A 12,715-nucleotide genomic window follows, 5' to 3' on the forward strand; every position below is an offset into this window, starting at 1 on the left:
CATTTCGGGCGCTTGATGCCAGAAAAGCCAGATGAGTCTCCGGCACCCATGCCCCTTGCCCTAATTCCCCTTCTTATCGCGGCCGGCATTCTGCTGGCAGGCAACGGCCTTCAAGGCACACTGATCACCTTGCGGGGCACCGCAGAGGGATTCTCGCCGCTTGATATCGGGCTGATCGGTGCCGGCTATTCGGCAGGCTTTCTGGTGGCCTGTGTCTACGCACCGCGGCTGCTGCAGTCTGTTGGCCATATCAGAACCTTTGCCGCACTGGCGGCCGTCTCTGCGGTCAGCACATTGTTGATGGTCATGCTGGTCGATTCCAATTTCTGGATTTTGATGCGGTTTATCATGGGCTTCTGCTTTTCCGGCCTGTTCACGACAATTGAAAGCTGGATCAATTCCAAAGCCAAAAAACAAAATCGCGGCCGCGTTTTATCCCTGTACCGGATGATCGATTTGCTCGCCGTTACCAGCAGTCAGTTTCTGATTCCCGCTTTCGGCGTCATGAGCTTTGCCATTTTTTCGGTCGCGGCGATGCTCTATTGTTTGTCGATCGTTCCCATTTCGCTTTCCGACCGGTCCAGTCCGAAACCGCCTGAAAATTTCCGGTTTGACCTCAAAGCGATCTGGTCAATATCGCCACTTGCCTGTTTTGGATGTTTCACCATCGGGCTTACCAATTCGGCATTTCGAATGATCGGCCCGTTATACGCCCAGGATATCGGCTTTGACGAAACCGGAATTGCATGGTTCATGAGTGTTGGAATTGCCGGCGGCATCCTGTCGCAATATCCATTGGGCTGGCTGTCAGACAGGTTTAACCGCCGTGTTTCACTGTTGATCGCCACCATCGGCGCGATGGGGGCCGGGATTGCTCTGTCCCTGCTGGGCGGCAATTCACAGACGGCAAGCCTGATCGGCATATTTGCATTCGGTGCCTTTGCCATGCCGCTCTATGCACTGTCAGCAGCTCATGCCAATGATCAGGCCAAGGATGACCAATATGTGTTGGTTGCAGCCGGGCTTATGTTCTTTTTTTCCGCAGGCGCGATTGGCGGTCCATTCTTCGCAGCGGTTTTCGCCGAGCAGTTCGGCACTCCGGCCATGTTCATGTACACAAGTCTGATGCATGGCATGCTGGTTGTGTTCACAATCATCCGCTCCCTGTCCCGGCCCGGATTGTCGCCGCGGCCTGACCGGCGGTTTGTCGCACTCATCAGAACGTCACCGCAATTCCTCAAACTGGCAACCAAATCGAGCCGCAATCACGAGAATTCAGACCGCTGAACTGCAGCAGCATCTGTCGCGGCAGCGCTGCTGCAGCTTGATCTGTTCGGAACGATTTATTCTGCCGGTTCCATTTCCTCAGCAGTTTTCTGACGGAAAACAGGAAGCATGTCAGTCAGCGTTTCTTCGCTCAGATGACACATGATTTCATGTCCGCCATGTTTGCCAGCTTCTCCGGAGAAAACCCGCACGGGTGGAACCACCGTCTCACACAGACCCTCGATCTTGTGCTGACAACGCGTTGAGAACGGGCACCCTTTCGGCGGATTGAGCGAGGACGGCATTTCCCCGTCCAGAACAATCTTGCGCTTCTCAATGGATGTGTCCGCTATCGGCACCGCCGACAAAAGAGCCTCTGTATAGGGATGATAAGGCGGAGCGAATATCTCCTCGGTACGGCCCTGCTCCATGATTTGTCCGAGATACATGACAACAATGCGGTCGGCCAGATAGCGCACAACCGATAAATCGTGACTGATGAACAAAAGGGTGGTGCGGTGTTCGCGCTGAATATCCATCAGCAGTTCTGTCACCGCCGCCTGCACCGAAACGTCCAGAGCTGACACCGGTTCATCAGCAATCACCATTGATGGGTTGCCGGCGAAAGCGCGGGCAATACCGACGCGCTGTTTCTGTCCGCCTGACAATTGCCGTGGCCTGCGTTTGGCGAAATCACGTGGAAGCTTGACGATATCCAGAAGCTCAAGAACCCGCGCCTGGATTTTCTCAGGCTCGCTTTCGACACCGAATTTGCGGATCACACGCGCGATCTGACTGCCGACCGTGTGACTTGGGTTCAACGTATCAAAAGGATTCTGGAATACCATTTGTAAATTGGCAATCGTATCTGCCGTGCGATCTTGGACATTCAGATCACCAAGTTCAACGTCGCCAAACTGCACCTTTCCGGCGGTCGCTTCCTCCAGCCCCATCAGAACCTTTGCAAAGGTGGATTTTCCGCAGCCGGACTCTCCGACAATCGCTACGGTCTCAGCTTCACGGGCATGAAAATTAATGCCCTCATTGGCTTTGATAGTGGTTGTTTCGCCGCCGAAAAACAATAATCCGCCACGATCGACTTCGTAATGTTTCTGCAGATCCTGAATATCCAGAACCACATCGCCCGGGAGCACAGCCTCACGCACGACCACCGCCGCTTTTTCGGCTTCCCAGTCAATTTCGCGGAATTTGACGCAGCGCGCGAAATGATTTGCGTCCTCGGCAATTTCTTCAAGCGGAACAAGGCCCTGATCACATCGGCCCGCTTCAAAATAATCGCAGCGCGGTCCGAAATAACAACCATCCGGGCGTTCATGCGGCAGCGGCAATTGTCCGCGAATAGGCACAAGCGGCTTCGTAGTCTTGTCTGCACCCGGCAACGGAATGGAGTTGAACAATCCACGCGTATAGGGATGGCGCATTTCATCGAATACATCGCCAATATCGCCGATTTCAACTGCCTGGCCGGAATACATCACAGTGATGCGGTCGCATGTTTCCAGAATCAGACCCAGATTATGAGAAATGAAAATCAGTGACGTTCCAAACTCATCGGCAATCTCTCGGATGAGTTCCACAATGCCGGCTTCCACAGTCACATCAAGTGCGGTGGTCGGTTCATCAAGCAACAGCAGTTTGGGGTTGGATAACAGCGCCATGGCAATCACGACGCGCTGTTGCTGCCCGCCGGAAATCTGATGCGGATAGGCGTCCATGATACGTGGCGGATCCGGCAGTTTCACCTTTTCCAGCATCTGCAAGGCTTTTACCTTGGCATCCTTTTCGTTCAATCCATCATGATACATCGGCACTTCAGCCAGTTGATCGGCGATTTTCATGGATGGGTTCAGAGACGCCATCGGCTCCTGATAAACCATCGCGATCTGCGAGCCCCGAATGTCGCGCAATTCCTCCTCACTCATGGTGGTCATATCGCGGCCGTTAAAGAGGATTTCTCCGCTTTTGATATAACCATTGTTGCCCATATATTGCATGATCGCGAGGGCAACAGTCGACTTGCCACAGCCGGATTCCCCGACGATTCCATGCGCTTCACTGGGCATCAGCTTGAGGTTGAAATTGATGACAGCGGGGATCTCACCGGCCCGTGTCGTATAGGAAATCGAAAGGTCCTTGCATTCAAGGACGGGAGTAATGTCACTCATAATCTTATCCTGTCCCTGAACCTAGTCTTTCAGACTGATGTCGCGCAGCCCGTCGGCCATCAAATTGAAACCGAGGATCAGTGACGACACTGACAGGGCCGGTACCAGCAACATGTATGAAAATTTCCACAGCATTGCGACGCGCGCGGATTCCCGGATCATCAGCCCCCAGTCCGGATCGGGCGGCTGAAGGCCAAGGCCGAGAAAGGTCAGCGTGGTGATGGCAACTGTCGTATATCCAAGCCGCAGGCAGGCATCGACAATAAGCGGCCCGCGCACATTGGGCAGCAATTCGACAACCATAATATACAGCGGATGTTCGCCTCTGGTTTGCGCGGCATAGACGTAGTCGCGGGTCTTAACGTCAAGTGTCAGTCCCCGGACAATACGCATGATGGCGGGCGCAGAAGCAAACGTCACTGCAATCACTATGTTGAAGCCGGATGGTCCAAGATAATTCAGGATGACGATGAACAGCACCATCACCGGAAACGACAGAAACACATTGCCGATGAAGGAAATGGCTTCATCCCACCATCCCGATAAATAGCCCGCTATCAAGCCAAGCAACGTGCCGATCACATAGGCAACCGCTGTTGCGGACACGCCCCAGATGAGAACCCTCTGACAACCCCAGATCACCCGGGAGAGCATGTCCCGGCCTTTGAAATCACTGCCAAGAACGAAGAATGTATCTTTTTTCTCAGACCAGGGCGCAGCAAAGGGCGCAATTGGCTTGTTAGGATCCAGCAATGGCAGATAGGGAGCAGAAACAGCCAGGATCAGCCAGAAGAACACCAGCGTCAGCCCGATCAGCGCAACAGTGGATTCTCGGAACGCCCACAGACAGACCACATACAGCGCAATAGTCGCCGGGATCGCTGGCAACAATATCAGATCACTCAGATCGAACATGACATAAAGAGTGAGTGGAACCCACATGATTGCAAACAGGACCAGCATGGGTTTGGGCTTCGCCAGTCTTTCGATCAGCGTTGTGCGGGGGAGTTGTATCGCTGTAACAGCCATCATCGCGCTCCTAGCTAAACCGTATGCGTGGGTTCAAAAACGTGTAGCCGACATCTGAAATGATCTGCGACAGGACCGCCACAAGAACGGCAACAAGGGTACAGGCCTGTACCACTTCCACATCAGGAAACAGCGCGGCTTCCAGCAGCAGTTTGCCAAACCCGTCATATTCAAAGAACACTTCAACGACGACCACGCCCGACAGCAGCCAATTGAGCTGCAGCACAATAATGGTAAAAGGAGCGATCAGGGCATTTCTCAGCGCATGTTTCATGATCACACGCCTGTAGGGCAACCCTTTCAGAACAGCGGTTCTGATATATTGCGAGGTCATCACCTCCGCCATGGATGCCCGTGTCATGCGGGCCACATAGCCAAAATCGTAAATCACAAGGGTGAGCACCGGCAGAACAAGGGCTCTCCAGTCAAAGCCAGAGATCATGGATGATTTGGCCGGCACCAGTCCAAGGCCCAGGGCCAGGAAGACCGTCAGAAAGATTGCGGTCGCAATTTCGGGAATACTGGTGAAAAACACTGAGATAAAGGAAACCGTCCGGTCCTGCACCGACCCCTCCTTCATGCCCGCCAGGACGCCCAGAACAAGCGATAGTGGCACCATCAGGGCGAACACCCAGAACGCCAGAATCCCCGTATTCTTCAGTTTCTCCAACAGCAAGGGACCGACCGGCCGGTTCTTCTCATAGGAAAACCCAAGATCGCCCTGCACCACCGACCCGATCCAGTTTCCGTAGCGCTCATAGAACGGAACATTGAGGCCCTTGTTTTCCAGCCAGTCCTGATAACTTGCCTCTGTCAAAGCACTCACGGCAAAACCGCCAAGCTCCTGCACTGCCAGTCGTTTCTTGAATTCCGGCGTGTCAAATATGACAAACAGAATAAGCGACGCCGTCAGCATGATGAGGATCATCTGCAGAACGCGTCTCAGTAACAGGTTTATCATATTGGCCCCGGATATAGTTCGTTGCTGAGCGCTGCGAAAAAAACAGGGCCGCAAGCAGAAGCTTGCGGCCCAATTGTAACAGCAATATTAGACTTTCCACACCTTGTTGAACTGATGATAGTTCGTCGGATGCAGCTCCAGTCCGTTCACGCTGTCATTGACGATGGAATAAAGCGGCCGGTAAAACGGAATGCAGGCGATCGCCGCATCCTGCATGATCTGTTCCACTTTTTCCATTTTTTTGCGCCGTTCCGCCACGTCCAGCGTTGCTTCCGCGTCGTCCAGGGCAGCATCAAATTCAGGATCGGAAAAGTGCGTTTCATTCCAGGGAACACCGGAACGGTACCCCAGCGACAACACCATCGTGCCCAGAGGACGATGTGTCCAGGCCGTGGCGCCAAAAGGCGTCTTGTCCCAGATTTCCCAATATTTTGAAGCCGGCATGACGTTGATTTTCAGATCGATGCCTGCGTCCTTGACCTGATCGCGAACAACTTCAACAACCGTCTGGTGCCAAGGTCCGTCTGTATTGCCGACATCAATAGTCAGCTCAATTCCGTCAGCATGACCGGCCTCTGCCAGAAGCGTTTTCGCACCTTCCACATCACGGACCAGAGCTGGGAGTTCAAAATACTCCGGGTGAACCGGCGCAACATGGAAATTCGCCCCCACATCACCACCTTCCGGATAGACAAAGGGCATTACGGCAGCATTGTCGATCGCCATCAGGAAGGCTCGGCGCACGCGGATATCATCATACGGCGCCTGATCAACCTGCATTCGCAGGGCGAGCATCTGGGCTGTGCGTGCGGAAATAATGTTGCCCTCGACCGCTTTTGCAAATTCAAGCTGCTCCACGCCGAATTCATAAATCGTATCCACTTCTCCACTTGAGAAGGCAAGCAGAGCGTTTTCGTCGGAGAAATTATAATAGTGAATTTCATCGAGATAGACTTTGCCACCCCAATAATCCCCATCAGCGCGCTTCAGAATGCATTTCTCGCCGACAACCAGTTCTGACAGCATGAAAGGGCCGGTGCCGATTGCATTATCTGAAAACGGTGCCTTGAAGCTTGGATGCACAATCGCTGTCGGATAATTGTACATGTCCTCTGGAAACGACAGCACAGGCTTTTGCAGATTGAAGCGGATCGTGTGGCTGTCGATCACTTCGATGGAACCCTCAACCATCTTTTTCTTGCCGTCGACTTCTTCCAGCATGCCTGAAATAGACGACAGTCCTACATTGGAGGATCCAAGGTCAGGGTTCATCCAGCGTTCGAAGTTGAACTTGATGTGGTCTGCAACAAGCTCATCCCCATTGTGCCACTTGACGCCTTTGCGAATGTTGAATGTCCATGTTGTCAGATCATCGGATGCTTCCCAGCTTTCAGCGAGCATCGGCCGAGTGATATTATCCGGCCCGGTCATGGACAGATGTTCAACAATGTGACGCGCCTGGTTAGACATTTCCACCCAGGAAAAGGTTGCTGGATCTTCCATTTTCTGGACTTCCATGGCGACCTTCAGAATGCCTCCCGACTTGGCAGTCGGATCATCTGCGGGAAACGGCAGATTGCCGTCGGTTGCAGCCTCTGCCGGATCTGGCAGCCCGGCCATTGCATAGGCCGTACCAGCCGAAACGCCAAGCAGGGTTGCAATGCGCAGAAATTCTCGACGGTCCATGCGACCGTCTTCCATCATGTGTTGCGCTTCCATTACTTTTGGATGCAGATGTGTATCGCTCATAGATATTCTCCGGATTTCGTATAGATCAAAAAAAAGAGACCGCTGGCAGGCGGACTCACGTAAAAATGTCGAAACAGGATTGTCGAGAAATCCCTCTGAGCAAAACTCATGGCCCGATCAAACAGATCCGGCTCTGGAGTGGTGCGGTTCGATTCAAACTCTTTCGGCAGTTCACTCGCCCCTGCTCCCTATTAAGTGCAACCCTGCCAGACAAAGTCAACAGCCAGCCGCGCAAACTTTAAGCGGCCCCTGAATCGGTAGATATTTCCATTTTACAAAACAAATTCAACAGATTAGCAGTTATGTACGGGTCCAGGCCGACGACATCACCCTATCTGGATTGCGACATGATGCAATGAAATCTGTCGTTTTTCATAAATAATGATGCGACAATGGCGCGCATTCACAGCGCTTTGGTAAAACCCGAACATTGCAGAATCCGTGCATCTCAGGCCATAAACAGCACTTCAATCCATGGTCGAATTAAGCCGTCAGGGGTCAATTTCGGCAAGTCCCGCACTCAGCGCCAAATTCTCCAATGGACTGATTTCCCGGATAAGCTTCAGTCGCATTGCCTTTGCAAAAGCGGCAAAATCGGCTGCGACCACGACAAAGCTCCCGGGACCTACGCGGACATTTTCCTCGTACCAGCGATCCAGATCTTTTTCGTCCGACAGAATAGCCAGCCCATTGACCACAACATTTCGCGCGGCAGCCATCGCGGTGGCCTGTTCAATCAGCACCGTATAATCTCGCGGTGCCGTCTCGCGGCCGTCTCCGGACACATCAACAACCACTCTGTCGCTGACGTAACCATTGCGCTCGAACTTGCGAATGCTCCAGGCAAGCCCTGCCCCGATGCCGGTCGCCCCGACAACCGTGCGCGGCATTGCTTCCACTGTGCGGGCAAACAATTCTGCATCCTGCGGCGATGCAATCCCAAACCAGGCGGTCTCGGACTTGGGCCGCAGGGCATCCGCCCAGACCACCAGTGACACGGCGATACGTCCCAACGTGCCATCTGATATGGCCCGCTGAACAACCGGATCGCGAAAGCCCGCTGCAATCCCGCCAAGCTGCAAAAGATATTCATCTGCATCCACGCTGCCCGAGGCATCGACCGACAGCACCAGTTGCAGATCGACCGGCTCCTGGCCAGCGGCTGGCGCCAGAATGCCGGTCAGAACAAGGCTCAGAGTAAGTGCGAAAGCAGGATGCATAGGAATCCCCGATAGTTGCTGTCAGGATAGTACAGCTAGCGCTTGTCGCAATGGCAAGGTGTTTGGGAGCCAAATGCAAGCTCAATTACCATCGGGAAGAGTTCCTCGCCGCGAAAACCGTCATGACTGGCAGTCACAAGAATGGTGCCGGTTCTGGCAGCGACAAATCGCGACTTCAAATAGGAGGCTGTTTCTCCGGCCTGAGCGTTGTCCAGGCCGGCATAATCAATGCGGCCACTGTCGGGAATATCGGTGACCAGAGCTACCGTTGGACCATTGTGCTGCCGCAGGGCCAGAATCGCGCTCTTGATTTCCGGCAGATCACGGGCTTTCAATCTATGAGAGTCCACACCCGAAGCCGATCCGTTTTGATGGTTTTTTGATGGCTTTTGATGAATATGACATGGCGCAAATTCTGTAAGGTGTAAAGCTTGTGATAAGGGAGAACACGATGACGGACCACCGCACCAAACACTTCTATGCCCCCCGGCCGACGGCCTGGTACACCAAGCAGGACGCCAATTCGGAGGAATTTCTGCAGTCCCTTGACGGTGAAACCCGCACGGATGATGTGCCACATGCCTTCGACATCCAGAACAACATCCCGATCTATCGCGCCAGTGACATTCGCGAAGTCTTCGCGGTGCAGGATGGACGAAAATCCGTACTGGCTGAAATGGCCGGCGTGTTGCTGAACGGTGCCGGGACATTCGTAATTCAAAACGCTTATCGCGATACCAGCGTGATTGATGCGGCAAGCGACATCTTCAACCGCATCATAGCGCGTGAGAAAAACTCCGGTGGTGGTGGCGATCACTTTGCAAAAGCAGGCGCAAATGACCGCGTCTGGAATTCGATGCAGAAACTTTGCGAGGAAGACCCGGCGCTGTTTGTCCGTTATTACGGCAATGACATGATCGCCCTTGGCTGTGAAGCCTGGTTGGGGCCAAACTACAAAATGGCATCGCAGGTCAATCTCGTGCATCCGGGCGGAGATGCTCAGGAAGCCCACCGGGATTATCATCTCGGCTTTCTGACTTCCGAACGCGCCGCGCAATATCCACCGCATTTGCATCATATGTCTGCAGCTTTGACCCTGCAGGGAGCGGTTGCCCATTGTGATATGTCGATTGAAAGCGGTCCGACAAAGCTTCTGCCATTCTCCCAGCGTTACGGCGCCGGCTACGTGGCTTATACGCGCCCTGATTTCCGCGCCGAGTTTGAGAAGAGATTCGTGCAACTTCCTTTGAATAAGGGAGATTTGCTGTTTTTCAGTCCTGCGCTTTATCATGCGGCCGGAGCGAACAGAACCACCGATACAGAGCGCATGGCCAACTTGTTGCAGGTGTCCTCGGCATTTGGCCAGCCGATGGAAACCATCGACCGGACCGAAATGTGCAAACGCATTTATCCGGTCTTGCAGAAAGCGCGCAAAAACAAACACCTGTCTGCTGAAGAAATTGAATATGCAGTGACGTCTGCAGCCGATGGCTATTCCTTTCCAACCAGTTTGGACAGTGATCCTCCCGTTGGCGGACTTGCTCCGCAATCGCAAAAGGCGCTGACCCTGCAAGCCCTTGAGGCGGGCTGGACTGTGGCACGCTATAACAAGGCGTTGCAGGCTCAGGAAAACCGGCGCAAATCCTGACAAAGCTGTTCCAGAGCAGCGGCTCCCAGGCGAATTGATGCAACACAATACGTGATTAGTTTGGGGAAAGTGCCAGTCCGGCGGGACTGGCCCGGTCGTTGCCAGGATAAGTGATCCTCCGGCAGCCGGGCGCAGCAGAAACTGGCCTTCAGTGGGTCCGTCTGTATCAGTTGATCCAGCAGACAGCACCGGCATGGGACAGGTTTTTAGGTTTATCCGGCCGGTGCTAACACCCGGCAACTCGCGCAGGCCGCATACACCTTCGGAATAAGCAGCAGAGAAATTGCGCTCTTATGAGCGCTTACGATCAGCCCTTGAAAGCCGCGCCAATCTTTTCCCACACCGTGACCAGACCAATGATAAAAGCAGCGGCACCCAGCATCACGCCAAAAGCACCCTTCCACTTTGCAGCCTGCGTCTTGATGTCAGCCATATCGGATTTCAGACTTCTGATCTCTGCCCGCATATCCGCCCGGGAACTCCGGCTCTCATCTATCATGGCTTGCATTTGTTGGCACAGCAGGGCCAATTGCACTTCAATCGATTGCTCTGTCATCCGTGCGCACCGCCATCAATCGCATGTCTATTGTGTTCCATAACGACTCCCCGGTTTGTGCGCGGCTAGCGCGACCGGGACCGCACCAGTTTCTCAAATGGCCGTGTCAGGAAATAGGCCCCGATCATCACCATCATGATTTCACCCAGTTCTGCCGACAGCGGATCTGTTGTGCCAAGTGCAAGCACCTTGTCCCACAGCACCACCTTCCAGAGATAGGCGACGAAGGGAAAGGCAATCGCCGGTCTGATCCAGCGTGTGATGCCACTCTGCTGTTCGGCCAGGATGATATCCCGCTGCGCCTCGAACTGTCGGATGCGCAGATCGGCTTCAAGGCGCTGTTCGTCGGTCTGCGCTTGCTTCTTTGCCAGATAGGCGTCTTTTAGCTGACCGCCGATGCGCTCCAGTGCACCGCCGGTAATCCAGCCTATAATCCGGGCGATCAATATTTCTCTCCCACCGGTGTGGTAGTGTTGAACCGCAGCCAGATGTTCAGCAGGCCGACAGCCAGAATGAACCAGCCGGCATAGTCGGGTGGCAGGACCGACTTCCAGTCGAACACATCCAGAAAGGCCAGCGTTTCACCGATCACCGGCAGTGCGATCACTACTGAATTGGCGATCAGCGTGCGAAATCCCTTGGGCATGAATTTCATAGTCTATCTCCTGTGAAAAAGCCGCCCGATGAAGGCGGCTATGGTGGTCCAGAATGATTGCCGGTATGAATGCCAGAATGATTGATCCACGCCCGGTGGGGCGCCTGGCGGCTTCCCGGGCGGCTGCGCACGAGGCAGTGTTTTGGCGCTCACGCCGTATCCTTTGGCTTTCAGGGTTTTATCAAAATCGGCGGCAATGGCAGCAATCTCGTCATCACGGTCAGCCCCGTTTATGATTCTGCGCGCGCCCTTGAAATCCGAGCGGTTCAGCGTGATATAGTCCGAAAGCTTTCTGCCGGTGAACCAGCCTTCCACCATGCCCGTGACAAGGATCGGGGCAGCATATTCCGGCTGCAGCGCATCCTCTGGACGTGCGACAAGATCAACACCGATTTCCTCACCAGCGCGGCGGTAGTTGCTGCGCCCGGTAATCTGCACGTAGCCCCGGCCATGAAAGCGCACGCCATCGCCCTTGACTGTATTGCCGAGCCGCCTTGCAACGTGCGGCCTGTTGCCGTCCTTGTCATACATCCGTTTGAAATAGGCCGGCCCGCCAGCCTCATTGATTGGCTGCATCGTCCAGGCGGTTTCCCATTGGACCGTGGCCAGCACATAGGCCACCTGATTGCGCAACAAATCCCGCTTCCGGCACGCGTCAATGATTAGGCGGGTGTCGCCTTTGAAAAGGTCAATCATATGGGCATCCATAAATTTTAGGGTGGTTTAATTCGTATTAGTCGAGCCGGTCTGGATCGTATCCAAGGCTTAGAAAGTCGTTCATGAAGCGGCGCTGAACGATGCTTTGTGTTTCAGCGTCATAGAACTGGCGCAGCCGGTCAGACGCACCGGTTTTGTGATGCGTCCCCTTAGCTGCGGAATCGTCAAGATATATCCGACTTGCCGGCACACCAGAGCGCTCTAGAAAGGCCCGCATTTCAGCGTTGTAGTTCTCAAATCTGATAACAGTGTCGTAATCACTGGCCTCAAAGCACATCTGCTTTTGCTGTAGATCCCAATGACTGTTTTTGGCCATCCCGCCATTGTCGAGCCATCGAACGAAGTCCCGGAAGCCATCAGGGTTTAGCGGAAAATCACCATACTGTTGCCGGTTCTCCTCATTCGCAAACTTTTGCAGAAATGCTGAAAGTGTCCGCGAATAAGGATTGCGAACGACCACGAAAAACCAGAAATCGTTCAACCTGGCAATATCCACCCGGCCAAGATCGCTGATTGACGCCACGGCCTTTTTCGCCTGCTTGGCATCGTGATTGCCGCCGCTGATGCTATCCATCAAAAGAACAGTGGTAGAATTGGCGTTCTTCTGGATGCGGTTATAGCAAAGCCCAAACTCTGTATTCACGACGATTTTCCGAAGTGCCCGCCTATTCGCCACACGGCCATCAAGGCTTTTCTTTGCCCGATAATGCGCGGAGTAGACCTTCAAA

The 12,715-nt window shown here is 53.8% G+C and carries 13 protein-coding genes; 2 read left to right on the forward strand and 11 right to left on the reverse strand.

Translation table 11 applies throughout. The features are described 5' to 3' along the window. Window positions 1-48 precede the first annotated feature (48 nt). Window positions 49-1,287 (forward strand): MFS transporter, encoded by a 1,239-nt coding sequence (locus RAL88_RS04660; RefSeq protein WP_306267579.1) that lies wholly within the window; start codon window positions 49-51, stop codon window positions 1,285-1,287. A 56-nt stretch (window positions 1,288-1,343) separates the two neighbouring features. On the opposite strand, the gene RAL88_RS04665 is transcribed toward RAL88_RS04660, so the two are convergent. The 6 genes from RAL88_RS04665 to RAL88_RS04690 form a co-directional block, all read right to left on the reverse strand. After that, window positions 1,344-3,452 carry an ABC transporter ATP-binding protein gene (locus RAL88_RS04665; protein ID WP_306267580.1) on the reverse strand — a complete coding sequence of 703 codons (2,109 nt, stop codon included), beginning with the start codon at window positions 3,450-3,452 and terminating at the stop codon, window positions 1,344-1,346. Window positions 3,453-3,473: 21 nt separating this feature from the next. Beyond that, the gene (locus tag RAL88_RS04670; RefSeq protein ID WP_306267581.1) at window positions 3,474-4,481 is read right to left on the reverse strand and encodes an ABC transporter permease; all 1,008 of its coding nucleotides are present in this window, start codon (window positions 4,479-4,481) and stop codon (window positions 3,474-3,476) included. A gap of 10 nt (window positions 4,482-4,491) precedes the next feature. Further along, window positions 4,492-5,442: an ABC transporter permease gene (locus RAL88_RS04675; protein WP_306267583.1), complete on the reverse strand. Its 951-nt coding sequence runs from the start codon at window positions 5,440-5,442 to the stop codon at window positions 4,492-4,494. An 87-nt stretch (window positions 5,443-5,529) separates the two neighbouring features. Continuing rightward, complete coding sequence (locus tag RAL88_RS04680) at window positions 5,530-7,191, reverse strand: ABC transporter substrate-binding protein (RefSeq protein WP_306267585.1); 1,662 nt, start codon at window positions 7,189-7,191, stop codon at window positions 5,530-5,532. A gap of 491 nt (window positions 7,192-7,682) precedes the next feature. After that, a complete protein-coding gene (locus RAL88_RS04685; RefSeq protein WP_306267587.1) occupies window positions 7,683-8,411 on the reverse strand; it encodes a DUF1194 domain-containing protein in 729 nt (242 codons plus the stop codon). 35 nt (window positions 8,412-8,446) lie between these two features. Further along, window positions 8,447-8,746 (reverse strand): hypothetical protein, encoded by a 300-nt coding sequence (locus RAL88_RS04690; protein WP_306267589.1) that lies wholly within the window; start codon window positions 8,744-8,746, stop codon window positions 8,447-8,449. Between the two features lie 116 nt (window positions 8,747-8,862). Between RAL88_RS04690 and RAL88_RS04695 the strand changes: the two genes are divergently transcribed. After that, a complete protein-coding gene (locus RAL88_RS04695) occupies window positions 8,863-10,059 on the forward strand; it encodes a phytanoyl-CoA dioxygenase family protein (protein ID WP_306267591.1) in 1,197 nt (398 codons plus the stop codon). Between the two features lie 307 nt (window positions 10,060-10,366). Here the strand turns inward: RAL88_RS04695 and RAL88_RS04700 are convergent, their stop codons facing one another. The 5 genes from RAL88_RS04700 to RAL88_RS04720 form a co-directional block, all read right to left on the reverse strand. Then, window positions 10,367-10,615 (reverse strand): hypothetical protein, encoded by a 249-nt coding sequence (locus tag RAL88_RS04700; RefSeq protein WP_306267593.1) that lies wholly within the window; start codon window positions 10,613-10,615, stop codon window positions 10,367-10,369. A gap of 65 nt (window positions 10,616-10,680) precedes the next feature. Continuing rightward, the gene (locus RAL88_RS04705) at window positions 10,681-11,061 is read right to left on the reverse strand and encodes a 3TM-type holin (RefSeq protein ID WP_306267594.1); all 381 of its coding nucleotides are present in this window, start codon (window positions 11,059-11,061) and stop codon (window positions 10,681-10,683) included. Further along, on the reverse strand, window positions 11,058-11,270 hold the full coding sequence (locus tag RAL88_RS04710; protein ID WP_306267595.1) for a hypothetical protein: 213 nt from the start codon (window positions 11,268-11,270) through the stop codon (window positions 11,058-11,060). The genes RAL88_RS04705 and RAL88_RS04710 overlap by 4 nt, the downstream gene beginning before the upstream one ends. Window positions 11,271-11,273: 3 nt before the next feature. Then, window positions 11,274-11,966, reverse strand: coding sequence for a glycoside hydrolase family 19 protein (locus RAL88_RS04715; RefSeq protein ID WP_306267597.1), 693 nt, complete (start codon window positions 11,964-11,966; stop codon window positions 11,274-11,276). Window positions 11,967-12,003: 37 nt separating this feature from the next. Then, window positions 12,004-12,630 carry a sulfotransferase family 2 domain-containing protein gene (locus RAL88_RS04720; protein ID WP_306267599.1) on the reverse strand — a complete coding sequence of 209 codons (627 nt, stop codon included), beginning with the start codon at window positions 12,628-12,630 and terminating at the stop codon, window positions 12,004-12,006. Between the last annotated feature and the right edge of the window lie 85 nt (window positions 12,631-12,715).

The organism is Pararhizobium sp. IMCC3301 (genome assembly GCF_030758315.1).
Taxonomy (GTDB): Bacteria; Pseudomonadota; Alphaproteobacteria; order Rhizobiales.

Excerpts from the sequence above, each read along its gene's own strand:
- RAL88_RS04660 (WP_306267579.1), top strand. The coding sequence starts at position 49 with ATGCCCCTTGCCCTAATTCCCCTTCTTATCGCGGCCGGCATTCTGCTG.
- RAL88_RS04665 (WP_306267580.1), bottom strand. The coding sequence starts at position 3,452 with ATGAGTGACATTACTCCCGTCCTTGAATGCAAGGACCTTTCGATTTCC.
- RAL88_RS04670 (WP_306267581.1), bottom strand. The coding sequence starts at position 4,481 with ATGGCTGTTACAGCGATACAACTCCCCCGCACAACGCTGATCGAAAGA.
- RAL88_RS04675 (WP_306267583.1), bottom strand. The coding sequence starts at position 5,442 with ATGATAAACCTGTTACTGAGACGCGTTCTGCAGATGATCCTCATCATG.
- RAL88_RS04680 (WP_306267585.1), bottom strand. The coding sequence starts at position 7,191 with ATGAGCGATACACATCTGCATCCAAAAGTAATGGAAGCGCAACACATG.
- RAL88_RS04685 (WP_306267587.1), bottom strand. The coding sequence starts at position 8,411 with ATGCATCCTGCTTTCGCACTTACTCTGAGCCTTGTTCTGACCGGCATT.
- RAL88_RS04695 (WP_306267591.1), top strand. The coding sequence starts at position 8,863 with ATGACGGACCACCGCACCAAACACTTCTATGCCCCCCGGCCGACGGCC.
- RAL88_RS04700 (WP_306267593.1), bottom strand. The coding sequence starts at position 10,615 with ATGACAGAGCAATCGATTGAAGTGCAATTGGCCCTGCTGTGCCAACAA.
- RAL88_RS04710 (WP_306267595.1), bottom strand. The coding sequence starts at position 11,270 with ATGAAATTCATGCCCAAGGGATTTCGCACGCTGATCGCCAATTCAGTA.
- RAL88_RS04715 (WP_306267597.1), bottom strand. The coding sequence starts at position 11,966 with ATGATTGACCTTTTCAAAGGCGACACCCGCCTAATCATTGACGCGTGC.